Raw genomic sequence first — 19,617 nt, 5'->3', positions numbered from 1 at the left:
GCGGCAGCATGCGGTGCAGGCGGCCCGTCCCGGTCGGATTCAGACCCCGGAATCTCCCGCGCCGCCGCCCGTCTCCCCGCCGCCTGGCAGCGGGACCGTGCTGCCCCGGGGGATCAGCCGGGTGGGCAGGACGATGTGCTGCGCCGGGTCGGCGTCCGGGTTGTCGAGAAGGGATCGGGCCAGTTCGCCGACGGCGCGGCCGATGTCCTCAGGGGACTGGGCAATCGTGGTGAGGTCGGCCCATTCGGCGATCGGGTGGTCGTCGAAGCCGAGGACGGAGATCCGCTCCGGTACGTCGATACGGGCCTTGCGCAGCGTCCAGATGACGGAGGCGGCGAGCTCGTCCTGCTCGGCGAAGATCGCGGTGGGCGCATCCCGCAGGCTGAGCAACTCACCGACGGCTTCCGCGATGCTGCGCTTGTCGGCGACGGGGGCGGCGACCACGAGATCGTCGTCCAGGGGGATGTCCGCCTCGGTCAGCGCCTGTTGGTAGCCGGTGAGCCGTTCGTTGGAGCTGAAGGCAAATCCGCTGGCGCCGACCGACTGGACGAAGGCGATACGGCGGTGTCCGAGATTGAGCAGATGCTGGGTGCCGCGACGTGCTCCGGCCACATCGTCGACATACACGCTCGGGCTGCCCTCGGCGTGCTGGCTGACGTAGATCACCGGCATCTGGAGGTCGTCCAGCCGCGCGGTCTCCTCCTCGGTGAGGTCGAAGCAGAAGACCAGCAGCGCATCGGCGTTCCGTCGGGCCGGCAGCCGCTCGAAGAAGTCGGCGCGCTCGGTCATCTCCGAGGTGACGTAGACGAGCAGGTCCATGCCCGCCGCGCGCAGTCGCGGCCCGAGTGTGGAGATGGCCGAGCCGATGAACCAGGAATTGAGCGTCGGAGTGAGTACCGCCACCACGCCGGTCTTGCCGGTGACGAGGCTGGCAGCCTGCCGGGAGACCGCGAAGTTCAGCTCGCGGGCGGCCCGCTCGACGCGCGCACGGACTTCGGGCGAGACCGTCGACAGACCGCGCAGCGTGCGGGAAACGGTGGAAGGGGAGACCCCGGCCCGCTCGGCGACGTCGGCCATCGTGGGGTGCCGTTGAGCTGGAGACATGAGCGGACGGTAGCACAGCGAGCACATGATCACGGCGGTGAATGACAGCGCTGTCATGACAGTGCACCGCGTGGCACGCGCACTAGTTTCCCCTTGTAAAAACTGCAGAGTGCATCGAAATGACCTGCGGATTACCGCGACGTAACGCATTGACTTCGCCTACATGGGCTCTTAGCTTGAAAGCGCTGTCATGGAGTGGTTGAAGCCATTCACGCGGAGCGAACCTCTGTTGCTTTGACCTGGCGTTTTGTCGTTCCCAGCGGGGCGGCAACGCAATCACGGCACCTTCACCGTGTTTTCATGGCTCTCTTTCGCGCCCCGTCACATTTCCCACCATGTCGCCCGCCCGGCCATCCACTGCCGTGGTGACCAGCAGACCGCTTCGTAGCACTCGCCCAGGAGAGACGTTCCCTACCACTCGACCAGGAGAGACAGTGTGAAGACCAGGACCACCAGAGCCCTGAGCGCGGGCGCGGCTCTCGCCGGGCTGGCGTCCGTCGCGGCCTGCGGCGGCAGCGGCGCCGGCAACGTCGCGGTCGGCAAGCCCTCTTTCGACGGGCGCGGGCCCATCACGTACGTCGCCGGCAAGGACGCCAGTGGCGTCGTCCAGTCCGTGCTCGACCGCTGGAACAAGCTGCACCCGAAGGAAAAGGTCACCTTCATCCAGCTGCCGACGGACCCCGACGCGCAGCGTCAGCAGATGATCCAGAATGCGGAGACAAAATCCGATGCCTACACGGTGCTGTCCCTCGACGCCGTGTGGACCTCGGAGTTCGCCGCGCACCGGTGGATCGACGGGCTGCCGCAGGACCGTTTCCCGCTGCGCCGGATGCTGAGGCCGATCGTGGAGACCGGCACGTACCGCGGCGGTCTGTACGCCGTCCCGATGAGTTCGGACGGCGGGATGCTCTACTACCGCACCGATCTGCTCGAGAAGGCCGGTATCGCCAAGCCGCCGGTCACCTGGGCGGACATGAAGGCGGACTGCGCCAGGGTGAAGAAGCTGCCCGAGGCGAAGGAGATGGCCTGTTACGCCGGGCAGTTCCAGAAGTACGAGGGCCTGACGGTCAACTTCGCCGAGGCCGTGAACTCCGCCGGCGGCGTCGTCACCGACGCCAAGGGCCGGCCGCACGTGGACGGCCCTCAGGCGAAGAAGGGCCTGGACTTCCTGGTCGGCTCCTTCAGGGACGGCACGATCCCCAAGGACGCCCTCACCTACCAGGAGGAGGACGGCCGCCGCGCCTTCCAGGCCGGGAAGCTGATCTTCCTGAGGAACTGGCCGTACATGTATCCCCTGGCGTCCAAGAAGGACGGCTCCAGCAAGGTCGCCGGTAAGCTCGCCGCCGCGCCGCTGCCCGGCCTCGACGGCCCCGGCACCTCCAGCCTCGGCGGCCACAACCTGGCGCTGTCGGCCTCCGCCGAGAACAAGGCCACCGCGATCGACTTCATGAAGTTCTACGCGAGCCAGGAGATCCAGCGGTTCACATTGTCCCGCGCACCGGGCGCACCGACCTACCACGCGCTCTACAACGACCCGAAGCTGATCAAGCAGTATCCGTACCTCCCGACCCTCAAGAAGTCGGTCCTGCGCGCCGTGCCGCGGCCCCGGGTGTTCCAGTACGGCGATGTCACCGCGGCGATCCAGCGAGAAGCGTATGCCGCCGTGACCGGCAGCAAGAGCAGCGCGCAGGCGCTGAAGGACCTGCAGAAGACCCTTCGGCAGCAGCCCGCGGCGGACTGAGGAAACGAGGAGTACGTCATGGCGACAACAGACACCACGGCGGCGCCGCGGGCACCGCTGTCCGTACCGGCCAAGTCCCCGAGACGGCAGCGCAAGGCGACCCCCGGGTCCGGGCGACTCGCGGCCCTGCTGGTATCCCCGACGCTGCTGGTGCTGACGATCGTGGTCCTCTACCCGACGATCGTGGCCCTCAAGGACTCGCTGTTCGGCACCCCCGGACTCGACCCCAAGACCGGATTCGTCCGGGATACCGATCCGTTCGTGGGAGCCGAGAACTACACGGCGATCTTCGGCGATGCGGGCGCCCGGTTCTGGAATGCCTTCTGGAACACCACCTTCCTCACCGTCACCACGGTCGCGCTGGAAACCGTGATCGGGGTGGCGATGGCGCTGGTCATGCACCGCGCGTTCCGGGGTCGGGCCTTGGTACGGGCCGGCATCCTGGTGCCGTGGGCGGTACCCACCGCCGTCAGCGGTCTGCTGTGGCGCTGGATCTTCAACAGCGACGGCATCGCCAACGCCCTCACCGGCCGGCATGTGCTGTGGACGACCGAGGGCTTCCACGCCAAGGTCGCGGTCATCATCGCCGACGTATGGAAGACCGCGCCGTTCATCGGGCTGCTGGTGCTGGCCGGTCTCCAGGTGATCGACAAATCGGTCTACGAGGCGGCCAGGCTCGACGGGGCAAGCGCCCTGCGGCAGTTCTGGCACCTCACTCTTCCCCTGGTGAAGCCCGCCCTGCTGGTGGCCGTGCTCTTCCGGACGCTCGATGCGCTGCGCATGTTCGACCTGCCGTACATCCTCATCGGCGCGCAGAAGACGTCGGTGGAGACGCTGTCGATGCTCGCCCAGGACCAGGCCGCGAACGTACGGTTCGGACCCGCCGCGGCCTATGCGGTGATCCTCTTCATCTATGTCTTCCTGATCGCGCTGGCCTTCGTCGGGCTGCTCGGTGCCAATGTCGTCGGGGACGACGATGCGGGCCCGAAGCGCGGCCGGTGGCTGCCGCGCCGGCGTACGGAGGTCTCGGCATGACGAACTGGCTGAGCTGGCGCAAGTGGCTGCTGTACGCGGGAGTCGCCGCGGTCGTCGCCTACTGCCTCGCACCGTTCTACTGGATGCTGGTCTCCAGTCTGCGCCGTACGTCCGACATCTTCGACAACTCGCCGTTCCCCACCCGGATTTCCTTCGAGAACTACCTCGCGGCCCTCGACCCCTCCCAGTCCTTCACCCGTGCCCTGCTCAACAGTGTCGTCGTGGCCGGCATCACCACCGTCCTGGCACTGATCCTCGCCACCTTCACCGCCTACGCGATGGCCCGGCTGGAATTCCGGCTCAAACGGCTGGTGCTCACCCTGATCATCGCCACCTCGATGTTCCCGGTCGTGTCGATCACGGTCCCGCTGCTGAAGATGTTCGTCGACTTCGGCTGGATCAACACCTACCAGGCGATGATCGTGCCCAGCATGTCCTTCACTCTGCCGCTCGCGGTCTGGAACCTCACCGCGTTCTTCCGGCAGATGCCCCACGAGCTGGAGCATGCGGCCATGGTCGACGGCTGCACCCGCGGCCAGGCGTTCCGCAAGGTCATCATCCCGCTGGCCGCACCCGGCATGTTCACCACCGCGATCATCACCTTCATCGCGGCCTGGAACGAGTTTCTGATCGCCTTGTCGATGACGAACAAAGCGGGAATGCAGACCGCGCCGGTGGCGATCTCCAAGTTCTCCGGGGCCACGCAGTTCGAGACGCCGTTCGGCAGCCAGATGGCGGCCGGCGTCCTCGTCACCATCCCGCTCGTGATCATGGTGCTGATCTTCCAGCGCCGGATCGTCGCCGGCCTCACCGCCGGCGCGGCGAAGTAGCCCGCCCCTTTCCCTTTACCGCGCCCCTTGCCGTAAGGAGTACGCACGACCATGCCCAGCACCGCACCCTGGTGGCGCAGCGCCGTCATCTACCAGGTCTACATCCGCAGCTTCGCCGACGCGAACGGCGACGGGATCGGTGACATCGCAGGCATCCGCTCGCGCCTTCCGTATCTCAAGTCCCTTGGTATCGACGCCATTTGGATCAACCCGTGGTACACGTCACCGATGGCCGACCACGGATATGACGTGGCGGACTTCCGGGAGATCGACCCGCTGTTCGGCAGCGTCGCGGAGGCCGAGGCGCTCATCGAGGAGGCGCATCGGTACGGCATCCGCGTCATCCCCGACATCGTGCCCAACCACACCTCCGACCAGCACGCATGGTTCCAGGCCGCGCTCGCTGCCGGGCCCGGCAGCCCTGAGCGCGCGCGCTACATCTTCCGGGACGGACGCGGCCCCGACGGCGCCGAGCCGCCCAACGACTGGAAGTCCGTCTTCGGCGGCCCGGCCTGGGAGCGGCTGCCCGACGGACAGTGGTATCTGCATCTGTTCGCCCCCGAGCAGCCCGACCTCAACTGGGAGAGTCCGGAGGTACGCGCCGAGTTCGAGGACATTCTGCGGTTCTGGTTCAGCCGGGGCGTCGACGGTTTCCGTATCGATGTGGCCCACGGCCTGATCAAGCACCCCGAACTGCCCGACCTGCCACCCCTCCCGGACCCGGGCGCCCCGGAGCCCCAGGTGCCGGTCGACCACCCGCACTGGGACCGCGATGAGGTGCATGAGATCTACCGTGCATGGCGCCGGGTGGCCGACGAGTTCCCCGGCGACCGCAAGTTCGTCGCCGAAGCCTGGGCGCCCAGCCCCGAGCGGCTCGCCCGCTACGTACGGCGGGACGGCCTGCACACCGCCTTCAACTTCGACTTCCTGATGACCAGTTGGGATCCCAGGGCGCTGCGCGAGGTCATCGACAGTTCGCTCGCCACCCTCGGCTCCGTCGGTGCCCCCGCCACCTGGGTGCTCTCCAACCACGACGTCGTACGCCACCCCAGCCGCTTCGGCCGCACGGTGGTCAAGAAGTGGACCGCCAATACGCCCTACCGGCCCGAAGGGCCCCTCGACCTCGAACTCGGCACCCGGCGCGCCCGCGCCGCCGCCCTGCTGATGCTCTCCCTCCCCGGCGGCGCATACGTGTACCAGGGCGAGGAACTCGGCCTCCCGGAGGTCGAGGACCTGCCCGAGGACGTGTTGCAGGACCCCATCTGGGAGCGCTCGGGACGCACCGACCCGGGCCGGGACGGCTGCCGTGTCCCGATCCCGTGGTCCGGGCGGAAGGCACCGTTCGGCTTCAGCCCCGACGACGCCACCGGCGCGCCCTGGCTGCCCCAGCCGGCGGACTGGCACACCCGCAGCGTCGAGGCGCAGACCGGCGACGAGACGTCCATGCTGGAGCTCTACCGCCGCGCCCTGCACCTGCGCCGGGACCATGCCGCGCTCGGCGACTCCAGCCTGACCTGGCTGGACTCACCGGCCGGAGTGCTCGCCTTCACCCGCGACCCGGGCTTCGCCTGCGTCGTCAACCTCTCCTCCGAGCCGTACCAACTCCCGGAACACGACGCGGTGCTGCTGGCGAGCGGGCACATCGAGGACGGCCGGCTGGGGGCGGACGAGGCGGTCTGGTTGGCACTGTAACGGCGTAACAGCGCCAACCGCCGCACGTGGGCGATCGACCGCTCCGGGCCGGTCGGTCGCCCACGGGGGCCTGCGCACGCGGCGAGGCAGCTCTCGGACGTCCAAGCTGTGGTGTCGGAGCGGATGCCATAGCGAATGAACGCATCGCTTCGGTTAATAAGGGGACATCGGTGACTGTTTTCGGTCGAAGTCCGGCACGTAACGCTCAGCGCATGATCGCCCGGTCTCGACCTGCGGTCTCCACGGGACCCCCCGCCCGCAAGGGGGTGCAGCATGTCGCGGTCATCCGGTAGTTGCCAGGATCTGCCGAAAAATTTCCTGTGACAGTGTGCAAACGGTGAAGAAAGGCGACTGAAAGTGTGCATTGGCTTTTGACCACTGATCGGCCGTTCAGCGATGGTCGTTCGCATGCCCGCCACACCCCGACCCGCGGCCAGCGGCCCACTGCGCATCCGCGACTTCCGTCTCCTGCTCGCCGGCGCCGCGGCCGGACAACTCGGCGCCCAGGTCACCCTGGTCGCCCTGCCCCTCGTCGCGGTACTCGAGCTCAACGCCCCCGCCTTCCAGGTGGGGTTGCTCACGGCCGCAGAGACCGCCGCCTTCCTCCTGGTCGGACTGCCGGCCGGAGCCTGGGTCGACCGGATGCGCAAGCTGCCACTGATGATCCGGGCCGATGCGGTACGGGCCGTGGCGATGGCGAGCATCCCCCTGGCCGCCGTCGCCGATGTGCTGACAATGGCACAGCTGTACGTCGTCGCCCTGGTCACCGGCGTGGCGACCGTCTTCTTCGACGTGGCCCACCAGAGTTTCCTGCCCCAGCTGCTGCCCAAGGCTCATCTGGTCTCGGGCAACGGAGCGCTGGAGACCATCCGTTCCTCCGCGCAGGTAGCGGGCCCCGGGCTCGGTGGCGGTCTCGTCCAGCTGCTCGGGGCTCCCCTGGCCATCGTCGCCGACGCGGCCGGATATGCGCTCTCCGCACTGTTCCTGTGGGGCATCAAGCAGCCCGAGAGCCGCCCGCAGCGCACTGCGGGTTCATCCCTGCGCCAGGACATCGGGGAGGGGCTGCGGTTCGTGTTCGGGCACCCCCTGTTGCGGGTGATCGCGGCGACGGCCGGACTGGCGAACTTCTTCACCGCGACGCTGATGGCCACTCAGACCGTCTTCCTGGTCCGGGTGCTCGGGCTCGCGCCCGGAGTGGTCGGCCTCGTCCTGGCCGCCTCGGCGGTGGGCGGGCTCGCCGGCGCACTGTGCGCCGGCCGGCTCGCCGCCCGGTTCGGCCAGGCCAGGATCATCTGGCTGTCCGCGCTGGCCACCGGCCCGTTCGCGCTGCTGTGGCCGCTCTCCGGACGCGGCGCCGGCGCCGCACTGTTCGCGGTCGGCTCCGGCGTGGTCTCCTTCGGTGCCGTCGTCTACAACGTCGCCCAGGTGAGCTTCCGTCAGGCGCTGTGCCCGTCCCGGCTCCTCGGCCGGATGAACGCCACCCTGCGGTTCTTGATGTGGGGCACCCTGCCGCTCGGTGCCCTGGCCGGCGGTGCGCTGGCCGACGCCTTCGGCGCCCGCACGGCGCTGACATGGTGCGCGGCCGGATTCCTGGTCGTGCCGCTGCCGCTGCTGCTCTCCCCGCTGCGCCGGATGCGTGAACTGCCGGTCACCGGCGCGGACGAGGACACGGCTGCCGCTCGGGCCGGCTCCGCGAACCGGGCCGAGCCCGCGTCCCTCGGCTGACGGCCGACCGCCGCATCCGGCCTCGCCCGTCCCTCTCCCCCATCTGGCCTTCCCACCCCGCATCACCTCCGGCGATGTGTGTCCGTCACGACAAACGTGTCAGTCACGACAAGAGGATCACGTGCTCAGCATCACGAGCCAGTACCTGGCCCGCTACCGGCGACTCGACACCGGTGACGAGGCCCCGGTCCTGCTGCCCGTCACGGGCGCCCAGCGTCGCTTTGCGCTGGTGCGTGCCATGGACCCCGCCGGGCGGCCGGATCTCGTACCGATGTTCTTTGCCCTTCCGCGCGGCACGGTGGATCCCGTACGCCTCACGGCAGCCGCGAACCGTCTCGCCGCCCTGCACCCTGTGCTGCGTGCCCGCCCCACCGTGCTGCGCGGCACACCCGTACTCCGCCTGGAGCAGCCGCGGGTACCCGTAACCCGGATGGGCTGCGCGCCCGGCGAGGACGCGGCCATCGTGCTGCGTCGCGCCCTGGGTCACTGGGCCCCGCAGGGCTCGCCGCTGCGGCTGTTCCTGGTGCCGGACGGTCCCGAGGGTGCGGAGGAGGTGCTCGCCGTCGTACTGGACCACAGCGTGTGCGACGGCCAGTCGCTGGCCCGGATCATCGGGGAACTCGGCGCCGGCTACGACGAAAGTCCCGGCGACCACGATCTCTCTCCCGCCGATGTCGCGGCCGAGCTGGCCGCCTACCGTGATGCCGTGCTGCGGCAGCTCGACGTGGAGGAGCTCGCGGGCACACCGACGTCCATGGCGTACTGGGGCGAACGGCTGCGCGCGGTACGCGAACAGGCCGCTGCGCCACGGCCGGAACCTCTCTCCCGCGGTACGCTGCCGAGCGGCTCGGCCGCGCTGCGGATGCCCGCGCCCCCCGGCGGTGTGCCCTTCCCCGAGTTGCTCAACGCCTGCCGGGCGGCGGCAGCGGTGCTGTACGGAGCGGGCCATGTGGTGCCGCTCAGCTACCCGTGGGGTGGCCGGCCGGCCGGCGCCGCACCGGTGCTCGGCTGCTTCCTCAACACCGTGGTCTTCCCGACCGCGACAGGAGACGAACCCGCCGCATCCGCGACGGCGGGCGCCTGGTGGGACGACCTGGACCATGCCGCTACCCCCTTCGACGCCGTGGTGCACGCCGCCCGCGCGGCCGGCTCCGGCTGGACCGGCCGGCTCGACGGCATGCTGACCGTGGACGACACCCGGCGCCAACCCCCGCTCCGCCTGGGCGGCGTGACCGGCCGGGAGATTCATATCGGCGGCAGAGCGGTCCGCGGCCCCTTCGCGGTCTCCGTCACCCAGGGCCCCGACGAGTTGCGGCTGCGCATGGTGTGGGACCGCGCGATCCTGCCCGATCGCACCGCCGAGAGCGCCTTCACCGCGCTCACCGACGCACTGCGCACCCCGGCGCCGACAGCCGGCTGACCTGCCCCGGGGCCCCGCCCCTCATTCACCAGCCGATACCGCCAGACCTGCCGCGCGATCCGCGGCCGGTCTGCGCCCCCCAGGCCGGGCACGACCAAGCCCTGGCCGGAGAACCCGACCCGACGACCTCAGGGATCGCCCATGCTTCCGCTCTCCTCTTCGCAGGAGATCGTCTGGCTGCACGAACAGGTGCAACCGGGCAGTCGCGCATACAACTTCACCGCCGCACTCGACCTGTGGGGCACGCTCGACGCCGAGGCGCTGCGCCACGGACTCACCGCCGCCCTCGACCGGCACGCCGGTCTGCGGCTGGAACTCGTCGCCGTCGCCGGGGCGATGCCGGGACAGCGGGTAACCGATGCCTGCACGCCGCGGCTGCGCACGGTGGACCTGGGCGGGGCTGCGGACCCGGAGACCGCGTTCCAGGAGCTGCTGCGCACCGAGGCGGAGACCCCGCTCGACACCTACGAGGCACCGCTGCTGCGCTGGACGCTGGTACGGCTGGCGGACGACCGGCACCGGCTCATCCATGTCGAACACCATCTGATCCACGACGGTCACTCGTTCGCGATCCTGCTGCGGGATGTATTCACCGTCTACCGGGGCCGCGTCCTGGGCGAGCCGGTGGAGCTGCCGCCCGCTCCCTCGTACGCCGACCATGTCCGTGCCCGGTCCCGGGACGAAGCGACCGCGGAGCGGCGGGACGGGCTGGAGTTCTGGGCCGGTGAACTGCGCGAGATGTCCTACGACATGCCGCTGCCCGGTCTGGCCCGGCCCGGATCCCGGCGCCGGCACCACGGCGGCCAGCTGCGTCAGTCGATCGGCGCGGATCTGGCGGAACGCCTCCGTGCCCACACCCGTTCGCGCGGTCTGACGCCGTTCGCCACACTCCTCGGGCTCTTCGCCGAGCTGCTGCGCCGGCACAGCGGCCGCTCGCAGATGGTGATCGGCACCGCGGTCGGCAACCGCCCGCGCGGTTTCGAGGACGCCGTGGGCATGTTCGTCAACACCATCCCGCTCCCCCTGCGGCTGGACCCGGTCGCCCCGGCCGAGGACTCCATGGACGAGGTGACCGACACCCTCATCCGCGCTCTGCCGCACCAGGAGGTGCCGATCCAGGAGCTGACCCGCGCGCTCGGCCTGCACACCTCGGGTGCGGACAACCCGTTGTTCAGTGTCATGTTCAGCGCTCACGACGCCGAACTGCCAGAAGTCGAGGTCCCCGGCCTGGACATCACCCTGTTCGAGGGCTTCAACACCGGCACCACACGGTTCGACCTGGACGTGGTGCTGCTGCCGGACGACCGCCGCGGCGTCGGTCCCCGGCACGGCGCGCCAGGGATGACGCTGGTCTGGGACTACGACGCCGATATGTTCGGCGAGGACGTGGCGAAGCTGCTCGCCGGGCGGTTCCTCGATCTGCTGCGGGCGTATCTCGACGCGCCCGGAACCGCCCTCGCGGACCTGGCACCCCCGCCGGCACCGCCGGCCCTCCCGGCCGCCGCTCCGCAGGCGCCGCACCACGACCCGCTCGACCCCGCCACCGCCCACGACCGCTCGCTGCCCGCGCTGCTCGTCGGCGCCCGCCGGATCACCTACGGCGATCTCGAGGACCGGGTCGCCTCGCTCGCGCAGCGGATGCTGGCGGCGGGTGTGACCGCCGGTCAGCCGGTGGCCGCCGTGCTGCCCCGCGGTGCCGATTCGGTCGTGGCGCTGCTGGCCTGCCTGCGGACCCGGGCGGTGTACTGCCCGCTCTCGCCGTCCGATCCGCCGGCCCGGCTGGAACTGCTGCTGGGCCGACTGGGTCCGGCACTGGTCCTGACCTCGGCGGACGCCGCCGTTCCCGTTCCCCACGGGCTGCCGTCGGCCACGATCGACGCTCCGGTCCTGCCGCCGGCGCGGGTGGCCGAGGCCGTGCCCGGTGCGGCGTACATCATTCACACCTCCGGCTCGACGGGCATACCCAAGCCCGTGGCCGTCGGCCGCGCGGCGCTGGAGAACCATCTGACCGGAGCGGCCGGCCGGTTCGGCCTGGGCCCGGGTGACCGGGTGCTGCTGTTCGCCCAGCCGTCGTTCGACGTGGCCCTCGAAGAGGCACTGCCGTCGCTGTACGCCGGGGCGTGCCTTGTCGTCCCCGAGCGCGAGGTACCGACCGGCGCCGAGCTGGCCGAACTGCTGGTCGCCGCCCGGGTCACCGTGGCCAATCTGCCCACCAGTTACTTCCTGGCCACCCGTCAGGAGATGTGCTCCGCGCTCCGGGACGGCCAGTGGGCACCTCGGCTGCTGGTGCTCGGCGGTGAACGCCTCCCGGCGGATGTGCTGCGCGTGTTCCTGGCCGACACCGACAGCACCGTGCTCAATGTCTACGGTGTCACCGAAGCCGCCATCAGCTCCACCGTCCACGAGATCACCCGGGACGGCCTCGCCGAGGGGGCGGAGATTCCGCTCGGCACCGAGCTGCCCGGCGAACGGGTCCATGTCCTGGACGCGCACCACCGGCCGCTGCCGGACGGTGCAGTCGGTGAACTGGCCATCGCCGGGGCCGGGTTGGCCGAGGGCTATGTCGCTGACCCTGAGACCACCGCCGCACGGTTCCGCTGTATTGAGGCCCTCGGCGGTGAGCGGGTCTACCTCACGGGCGACCGTGGCTACCGTGGCCGCGACGGGCTGCTGTATTTCCTGGGGCGTCTGGACAACCAGGTCAAACTGCGGGGCTACCGCATCGAACTGGAAGAGGTGGAGGCGGCCGCCTCTGCTGCGCTCGGCGGCCGGTCCTGCGCGGTCGTCCTGGACCGCGAGGCCCCGGGCGGGCCGCAGCTGGTCGGCTTCCTGGAGAGCGCGGACGAGGAAGAGCCGTGGGACGAGCAGGCGTTGCACACGGAGCTCAGCCGACGGCTGCCTGGTGCCCTCGTACCGGGGCGCTGGGTCCGGCTCGACGTCATGCCGAGGCTGGCCGGCGGCAAACCGGACCGTACCGCGCTCACCCGCAGCGCCGCCGCACTGGAGCCGGCGGCCCCCGCCGAGCAGCCCGGCAGCGGACAGCCGCCGGAGCCGAACGATCCGATGACGGCGCTGCTCGCCGAGGGCTGGCGCGAGGCTCTGGGCCACAGCCGCTTTGATGTGTCCTCGGACTTCTTCCGGTCCGGTGGCCACTCGCTGCTCGCCGCACAGCTGGCCTCCTGGCTGGAACCCCGGCTGGGACAGCGTCCGCCGCTGCGGCTGCTCTTCCAGAACCCGGTGCTGACCGACCAGGCCGCCGCGCTCGCCGCCGTCGGCACCGCCACCCCCGTTGCCGCCGCTTCGACCACCGTGACGGAGTCCTGATGACCCAGCCGATGACCGCCCGGACGGCGGCCCCGACGACCACCTTCGGCACCGAACGGCACACCCCGCACCCCGGCGCGCTCAGCATCGCCCGTGGCGCCTCCCCCGCCACCGACGGCGCGACCGGAGTGCTCGCCCGCTTCGAGGAGTGGACCCGGCGCTCCCCGGAGGCACCCGCGGTGATCGACGGGACCCACAGCTGGACCTACCGGCAGATCGGCACCGCCGCCGCCGAGGTCGCCCAGGCACTGCGCGACCGGGTACGGCCCGGTGACCTGGTCGGCGTCTGCCTCGACCGGTCGGCCGCACTCGTGGTGACCGCCGTCGCTCTCGCCAGGATCGGCGCTGTATATCTGCCGCTGGGGCCCCGCCCCGGTGAGCGCCGCACCGATGCCGTCACCGAGGATCTGAATGTCGTCTGTCTGATCGGCGATCCCGGGAGCCTGCCGCCCCGGCACCGGACGGCCGACCGGATGAAGCTGGCGCTGCCCAGCGAGGGGGCCAATGCCACCGCCACAGTCGTGGCGGCGTTCGCCGCGCCCGGTGCCACCGCACATTCCGCGCCCGCCGAAGCGCTCTACGCCGTGCTGACCTCCGGCTCCACCGGCCGCCCCAAGGCGGTGGCCGTCGGCGAGCCCGCGCTCGGCAGACTCCTCGACTGGTACCGCGCCACGACCGGTCTCGCCCCCGGTGACCGGCAGTCCCTGCTGATCGGCGCCGCGTTCGACCCCCATCTGATGGAGCTGTGGGCCGGGCTGACGTCCGGAGCGGCTCTGGTGCCCGCCCCGGACCAGGTCCGCTGGGACTCCACGGTGCTGACCGACTGGTGGCGCGAGGCCGGGGTGTCGGTGGGGGTCGCGGCGACCCCCATGATCGAGCCGCTGCTGGACCGGCCCTGGCCCCAGGGCCTGAGGCTGCGTCATCTGATGGTCGGCGGTGACCGGATGCGCCGCCGACCCGGGCCGGATGTGACCGCCACCGTCCACAACGCCTACGGGCCGGCCGAGGCCACCGTGGTCACCACCACGTACGCCATGCACCGCACGGACAGTGCGGCGGGCACGGACTGCGCGCCCCCGATCGGCCACCCCATACCGGGGGTGACCGTGATCGTCGCCGACGCGGACGGCCGGCCCGTCGAGCGCGGTGCGGAGGGCGAACTTCTCATCGGTGGAAGCGGTCTGGCGCTCGGCTATCTGGATTCCGAGCTGACCGCGCGCCGCTTCACCGCTGTTCCCGAGGGCCTCGATCTGCCGGGAGTGGAGCGTTTGTACCGCACCGGAGACCGGGTGCGGATGCCGGCCGACGGGCGGCTGGAATTCCTCGGCCGCCTCGACGACCAGGTCAAGATCAGCGGTGTCCGGATCGAACCGGCCGAGGTGGAGGCCGCGTTCGAGAAGGACCCGGCGGTGCTGAGCGCCGTGGTCACGGCGCCGCGCGCCGCCGACGGCCGCGCCCGCCTCGTGGCGTACGTACGGACGGCCGCCGATGCCGGGCTCACGGCGGACGCTCTGCTGTCGGCCCTACGGGCCTGGCTGCCCGAGCAGGCCGTCCCCTCGGATGTACGGATCGTGGGCTCCTTCCCCCTGGACGCCAACGGCAAGGTGGACCGCGCCGAGCTGACCCGGCGGGCGGCCGACTCCGGCGCATCTCGCGGCGGCACCGGCCCGGACAGCGGACAGTCCGCCGGCGCCACCCCCGGTGAGCAGCTCGTGCTGAGCGCCGTACGCGACCTGCTCGACCGGCCCGAGACCTCCCTGGCGGAGAACTTCACCGAGGCCGGCGGCACCTCCCTCCTCGCCGCCCGGCTGCTGGCCGCCATCGAGAAGGAGAGCGGTGTACGGCTGCGCGCCTCCGAGCTGCTCCGCCGGCCGGACCTGCGTGCCGTGGCCCTGCTCATCGACCAGCGCCGCGCCTCCCGGCAACCGGCAGGAGCCTGAGATGACCACTCACACCCCCGCGCCCCCGTCCTCCCCCGACACCCGGAAGGAAAGCCCCGTGCCCACCGAAGGCAACCCGTCGCACGCGCATACCCCGTCGGGTGATCGCACCGCGCCCGTCCCGACGACCGGACGGCCCGCGCCCGCAGCCGGTCCGGCGGCCCTCGTGGCATGGCACGCCGCACGGACCCCGCACGCCCTGGCCGTGGCGGACGGCGACACCACCCTCACTTACGCACAGCTCGTCTCGTCGGCCCGCGCTCTCGCCGCCCATCTGCGTGAGCACGGCGTCGGCCCGGGTGACTCCGTGGCGCTGCTGATGCCCCGCTGTGCCCGGACGGTCGTCGCCCAGCTCGCGCTGTGGTGGGCGGGCGCCGTGTGTGTGCCGCTCGATCCCGCGCATCCTCGCTCCCGCTCCGAGGCCCTGGCCACCGACGCGGGCGCGACACTGACCGTCGGCGACAGCAAACTCCTCGAATCCGCGGCACTCGCCGGCGCCACCCTTGCGCTGCCCGACGAGCTGCTGGTGAGCGGCGACCACATCCCGGCGGCCGAACCAGGCCCGGACACACCAGCGTTCATCATGTTCACCTCGGGCTCCACCGGCCGCCCCAAGGGCGTGGCCGTGCCGCACAGCGCGATCGCCGAGTTGGTCTCCGATCCGGCGTATCTCACCCTGACCGCCCGCGACCGGGTGCTCTTCCACTCGCCGATGACCTTCGACGCCTCTACCTTCGAGGTGTGGGGAGCCCTTGCCAACGGCGCCGCGGTGGTGGTGTGCACCGCCGAACGGCCCTCGTTCGAGGACCTGGCCCGGCATGTGGAACGCCAGGGCGTTACCGTCGCGTTCTTCACCACCGCGCTCTTTCACCAGCTCGCCGGCCGCCGCTCCCGGGTCTTTTCGCTGCTGCGCACGGTGATCGTGGGCGGCGAGGCACTGTCCGCGCACCATGCCCGCGCGGTCCTGCGGGCCTTCCCCTGGCTGGAGCTGGTCAACGGCTACGGGCCGACGGAGGCGACGACGTTCACCACGGCCCACCGCGTCACCGATAGCGACTGTGACGGCCGGGTGCCCATCGGCCGGCCAATCGCCGGTGCGACCGTGCATCTCCTCGACGACAGCGGCCGGCTGGTCCGGGAAGGTGAGCGCGGCGAACTGTGGATCGGCGGCAGCCGGCTGGCGCGCGGCTACACCGGGCAGCCGCAGCTGACCGCCGAGCGCTTTGTCCACCACCCCGAGCTGGGGCGCCTCTACCGCACCGGCGACCTCGCCTCCCTACGTCCGGACGGGCACCTCGATTTCCACGGGCGCACGGACGACCAGGTGAAGATCCGCGGCTTCCGGATCGAACCGGCGGAGATCGAACACGCCCTGCGGGAGCAGCCCGAGGTGGCGGACGCGGCCGTCACCGTGCACCGCCCCTCCCCCGATGATGCCCGCCTCGCCGCGTTCGTCGTGGCCCCGTCCGGTCCGGTCCCCCACCCCACCGTCCTGCGCGACAGGCTCGCCGCCGTCCTGCCCGCCCATCTGGTCCCCGACGAGGTGCAGATCGTCGACGCGCTGCCGCTCACACCCTCCGGCAAGGTCGACCGCCACGCACTGACGGACCTCGTCGTCGCGGACGGGCCCGGCGCTCCGGCCGGGCCGCTCAGCCCCCTGCAGCAGGCGGTCGCCGAAGTCTGGAGCCGGTCGCTGGGCCGTGAAGTGGCCCGCGCGGATGCCGACTTCCTCGCGCTGGGCGGTCACTCCCTGCTGGCGCTCGCCGTCACCGACGACCTCCGCGAGGAACTCGGCGTCGAGCTGACTCTCGCCGACTTCTTCGCCGCCCCCACGGTGGCGGGACACGCCGCGCTGGTCGAGCGCGCGCTGCTCGCCGCGCACAGCGATCTGCGCCCCGGCACCCCGGAGGACACCGATGGCCACTGACACTCCAGCTGCGGCGGCTCTCCAGGAGGAACTGCTGCGCCGGGCGCGCTCCCGCGCCGCCCGCCCCGCGCCCGCCCCCGAGGCCGTCCACCACGGGCCCGCGCCGCTCTCGCATGCCCAGCGCCGGATGTGGCTGATGGACCGGCTGGGCCATGGCAGCGCCTCGTACAGCGTGCCGTTCGCCACCCGGCTGCGCGGCCCGCTCGACCTGGACGCGCTTGCCGCCGCGCTGGCGTCGCTGGTGGGCCGCCACGAGATTCTGCGTACCCGGTACGGGCAACTGGACGGTGAGCCGTACCAGGATGTGCTGCCGGCACCGGAAACGATCGCGCTGCGCGTCGTGGAGTCGGACGTCGACGGCTCCCGTGCCCTGCTGGCCGAGGAGGCACGCCGCCCGTTCGACCTGGCCGCCGGTCCCGTTCCGCGCGCCTTGGTCCTGCGGCACGGGAAGCAGGACCACACCGTTCTGCTGACGTTCCATCACATCGCGCTGGACGGTACCTCGCTGGAGACCGTCGCCGAGGAACTTGCCCAGCTCTACTCGGCCGGCGCCCACGGCACCACAGCCGAGCAGCCGGCACCCCCGCAGTACGCGGACTTCGCACGGCGTGAGCAGGCCGCCGCCGACCGCCTCGAACAGGGCCTGTGCCACTGGGAAGGCCGCCTCGAAGGTATCTCCCCGCTGCGCCTGCCCCGCCCCTCGAACCCGCCCGCCGACGCCGGCACCCGGCCCGCCGGAACGCACACCGCCCCGCTCGACCCGCGGGTGCCGGCCGCCCTCCGTGAGCTGGGCCGGCAGCACCGGGCCACCCTGTTCACCGTGGCACTCGCCGCCGCCTTCGCCGCCCTGCACCGCTTCACCGGCCAGGACGACCTGGTGATCGGGGTCGCCGGTACCCACCGAGAGGGCGCGGAGATGCGCGGTCTGGTCGGCCTGTGCGTCAACACCCTCCCGGTCCGGGTGAACACGGACGGCGATCCGTCCTTCACCGCGCTCGTGGAGCGCGTCCGGGAGGCGCTGCTCGACGCCCAGCAGGGCCGCGACGTGCCCTTCGATCTCATCTTGGAGCGGCTCGGCGCCGCCGCCCGCGCCCCGGACGGGACGGCGCTGATCCGGGTGACCGCGGATGTCCTGGGCGCACCTACAACCCTGCAACTTCCGGGCACGGTCGGCGAGTACGTCGAGGTCAGCCCCGGCGAGGCCAAGTTCGACCTCTCCTTCGGCCTGGTGGACACCGACGCCCCCGCCGGATTCGTCCAGTACGGCCGGAGTGCGCTGGACGAGGAAGCGGCGGCCGATCTCGGTGCGCACTACGCCGCGCTGCTCACGGCGGTCGCGGACGAACCGAGCCTGCGGCTGTCCCAGTTGCCCGGTGCGGCGCCGGCGCCCCAAGGCGAGACCGGCGGGCACCCGGCCGAAGCGCTGCTGCGGTCGCACCCCGGGGTGGCCGAGGCCGCGGTGCTCGAACCAGTCGGCGGCCCCCTGCTGGCGTATGCCGTACTGCGCGAGATCGGCGGCCCCTCACCGGCCGAACTCCGCTCCCGTCTGCGCGCCGCACTGGCTCCGGAACTGGTACCCGTCGCGGTGTCCCTGCTGGACACGCTGCCGCGTACGGCCGACGGCGCGGCCGACCCGGCCCGGCTCCCCGGGCTGCCGTCCGCGCCCGCGCCGGAAGGCGCTGTCGCCGACGCCGTGACCGAAGGCTTCACCGCGCTGCTGGGCCACCCGCCCCGGCCGGACGACGACTTCTTCCTCCTCGGCGGCCACTCGCTGATCGCCGTCGAGCTCGCCGAGCGGCTGCGCCGGGCGCTGAAACTGCCGCTGACCGGCCTGGACATCATGCAGGCCCGTACACCGCGCGCGGTCACCGCGCTGCTGGACGCCCGCGAGGCGGAGCGTGCCGCCGCTCCGCCGGCCACCTCTTCCCGCCCACGGCGCTCGCGCGAGGGCACGGTCCTGGTCACCGGCGGCACCGGCGGGGTCGGCGCGTTCGTGCTGCGCGAACTGGCCGCCCAGGGGCGCCCGGTGCTGGCCCTGGCCCGCCCCGAATCCGCGCACCTGGTCGCCGCGGCGGGCGTGGACGTCATCGAGGGCGACCTCACCGACCTGGCCGGTCTGCGCAAGGCCGTCGACAGTGCCGATGCGGTCATCCACGCGGCCTGCACCTTTACCCGTCCCGAGGTCGATGTGACAGCGATGGCGGCGATGGTCGGCGCCTGGTCGCGCGGTCCGTTCGTCTTCGTCAGCAGCGTCGACGCCTACGGACACCCCGTCGGCGAGTGGGTGGTGGAGGAGTCCGCCCCACAGCAGCCGCTGAGCGGGTACGGGCAGGGAAAGCTCGACTGCGAAGGGCTGCTGCTGCAGGCAGCCGGCTCCCAGGGCCGGGGTGGGGCGAGCGCCGTACGCTCCCCCCTTGTCTGGGGCCCGCACCAGCGGCTGCGGGACCAGTTGCGCTGGGGTGCGACCGGTCTGCTCTACCAGGCGGCGCGGGAGGGCCGGTCGATGGCCCTGCCCCGGCCGGGTACCCATGGCCATGCCTGGTTCGGCGCGGCCTGGGTGCACGCCGCGGCCCTGGCCCGTGCCGTGGTCTCCTGCCTGGAGTCCCCCGTGCACGGAGTCGCCAACGCCGTCAGCGGGCACGTCACTTGGCGGGACCTCGCCGCAGACCTGACCGAACTGCTCGGCAGCGACAGCGAGATCCACGAAACGGTCGAGGTCCACCCGGACCTCAACCACCGCTGGCACTACCACTCCGACCGTCTGGCCCCGTCCCTGCGCCCCCAGCCGGGCGAGGACCGGCGCTCCGTACTGGCCGCGATGACCCACTCGTCCGAGCGGTGAGCTGCCAGACGTGACGAGGGCGCGGCGCCCGGTGGCT

The 19,617-nt window shown here is 71.6% G+C and carries 11 protein-coding genes; 10 read left to right on the top strand and 1 reads right to left on the bottom strand.

From position 1 onward, the window contains the following. Nucleotides 1–39 precede the first annotated feature (39 nt). Nucleotides 40–1,104, bottom strand: a complete 1,065-nt coding sequence (locus tag ACZ4S3_RS10735) for a LacI family DNA-binding transcriptional regulator (RefSeq protein WP_467930106.1) — start codon at nucleotides 1,102–1,104, stop codon at nucleotides 40–42. A gap of 436 nt (nucleotides 1,105–1,540) precedes the next feature. Here ACZ4S3_RS10735 and ACZ4S3_RS10730 point away from each other — a divergent pair, with 436 nt between their 5' ends. From ACZ4S3_RS10730 to ACZ4S3_RS10685, 10 genes are all read left to right on the top strand, one after another. Beyond that, nucleotides 1,541–2,845 (top strand): ABC transporter substrate-binding protein, encoded by a 1,305-nt coding sequence (locus ACZ4S3_RS10730; RefSeq protein ID WP_467930101.1) that lies wholly within the window; start codon nucleotides 1,541–1,543, stop codon nucleotides 2,843–2,845. 18 nt (nucleotides 2,846–2,863) lie between these two features. Next, nucleotides 2,864–3,880 carry a carbohydrate ABC transporter permease gene (locus ACZ4S3_RS10725; protein WP_467930096.1) on the top strand — a complete coding sequence of 339 codons (1,017 nt, stop codon included), beginning with the start codon at nucleotides 2,864–2,866 and terminating at the stop codon, nucleotides 3,878–3,880. Next, complete coding sequence (locus ACZ4S3_RS10720; RefSeq protein WP_467930092.1) at nucleotides 3,877–4,710, top strand: carbohydrate ABC transporter permease; 834 nt, start codon at nucleotides 3,877–3,879, stop codon at nucleotides 4,708–4,710. Before ACZ4S3_RS10725 ends, ACZ4S3_RS10720 begins: the two co-directional genes overlap by 4 nt. Nucleotides 4,711–4,761: 51 nt before the next feature. Beyond that, entirely contained in the window at nucleotides 4,762–6,402 is a 1,641-nt protein-coding gene (locus ACZ4S3_RS10715; RefSeq protein WP_467930087.1) for a glycoside hydrolase family 13 protein, read from the top strand. Nucleotides 6,403–6,810: 408 nt separating this feature from the next. After that, the gene (locus ACZ4S3_RS10710) at nucleotides 6,811–8,127 is read left to right on the top strand and encodes an MFS transporter (protein WP_467930083.1); all 1,317 of its coding nucleotides are present in this window, start codon (nucleotides 6,811–6,813) and stop codon (nucleotides 8,125–8,127) included. 121 nt (nucleotides 8,128–8,248) lie between these two features. Further along, nucleotides 8,249–9,547, top strand: a complete 1,299-nt coding sequence (locus ACZ4S3_RS10705) for a non-ribosomal peptide synthetase (RefSeq protein WP_467930078.1) — start codon at nucleotides 8,249–8,251, stop codon at nucleotides 9,545–9,547. A 141-nt stretch (nucleotides 9,548–9,688) separates the two neighbouring features. Continuing rightward, nucleotides 9,689–12,871: a non-ribosomal peptide synthetase gene (locus ACZ4S3_RS10700; protein ID WP_467930074.1), complete on the top strand. Its 3,183-nt coding sequence runs from the start codon at nucleotides 9,689–9,691 to the stop codon at nucleotides 12,869–12,871. Next, the gene (locus ACZ4S3_RS10695) at nucleotides 12,871–14,811 is read left to right on the top strand and encodes an amino acid adenylation domain-containing protein (protein WP_467930069.1); all 1,941 of its coding nucleotides are present in this window, start codon (nucleotides 12,871–12,873) and stop codon (nucleotides 14,809–14,811) included. Before ACZ4S3_RS10700 ends, ACZ4S3_RS10695 begins: the two co-directional genes overlap by 1 nt. A gap of 1 nt (nucleotide 14,812) precedes the next feature. Next, nucleotides 14,813–16,738, top strand: a complete 1,926-nt coding sequence (locus ACZ4S3_RS10690) for an amino acid adenylation domain-containing protein (RefSeq protein ID WP_467930067.1) — start codon at nucleotides 14,813–14,815, stop codon at nucleotides 16,736–16,738. Then, nucleotides 16,728–19,580 (top strand): condensation domain-containing protein, encoded by a 2,853-nt coding sequence (locus ACZ4S3_RS10685; protein WP_467930063.1) that lies wholly within the window; start codon nucleotides 16,728–16,730, stop codon nucleotides 19,578–19,580. Before ACZ4S3_RS10690 ends, ACZ4S3_RS10685 begins: the two co-directional genes overlap by 11 nt. Nucleotides 19,581–19,617: the final 37 nt, after the last annotated feature.

It is taken from the genome of Streptomyces sp. NPDC028368 (assembly GCF_055565615.1).
Note: the sequence above shows the minus strand (reverse complement) of the source record. Positions and strands in the feature narration are given on the sequence as shown.

Excerpts from the sequence above, each read along its gene's own strand:
- ACZ4S3_RS10735 (WP_467930106.1), bottom strand. The coding sequence starts at position 1,104 with ATGTCTCCAGCTCAACGGCACCCCACGATGGCCGACGTCGCCGAGCGG.
- ACZ4S3_RS10725 (WP_467930096.1), top strand. The coding sequence starts at position 2,864 with ATGGCGACAACAGACACCACGGCGGCGCCGCGGGCACCGCTGTCCGTA.
- ACZ4S3_RS10720 (WP_467930092.1), top strand. The coding sequence starts at position 3,877 with ATGACGAACTGGCTGAGCTGGCGCAAGTGGCTGCTGTACGCGGGAGTC.
- ACZ4S3_RS10715 (WP_467930087.1), top strand. The coding sequence starts at position 4,762 with ATGCCCAGCACCGCACCCTGGTGGCGCAGCGCCGTCATCTACCAGGTC.
- ACZ4S3_RS10710 (WP_467930083.1), top strand. The coding sequence starts at position 6,811 with ATGCCCGCCACACCCCGACCCGCGGCCAGCGGCCCACTGCGCATCCGC.
- ACZ4S3_RS10700 (WP_467930074.1), top strand. The coding sequence starts at position 9,689 with ATGCTTCCGCTCTCCTCTTCGCAGGAGATCGTCTGGCTGCACGAACAG.
- ACZ4S3_RS10695 (WP_467930069.1), top strand. The coding sequence starts at position 12,871 with ATGACCCAGCCGATGACCGCCCGGACGGCGGCCCCGACGACCACCTTC.
- ACZ4S3_RS10690 (WP_467930067.1), top strand. The coding sequence starts at position 14,813 with ATGACCACTCACACCCCCGCGCCCCCGTCCTCCCCCGACACCCGGAAG.
- ACZ4S3_RS10685 (WP_467930063.1), top strand. The coding sequence starts at position 16,728 with ATGGCCACTGACACTCCAGCTGCGGCGGCTCTCCAGGAGGAACTGCTG.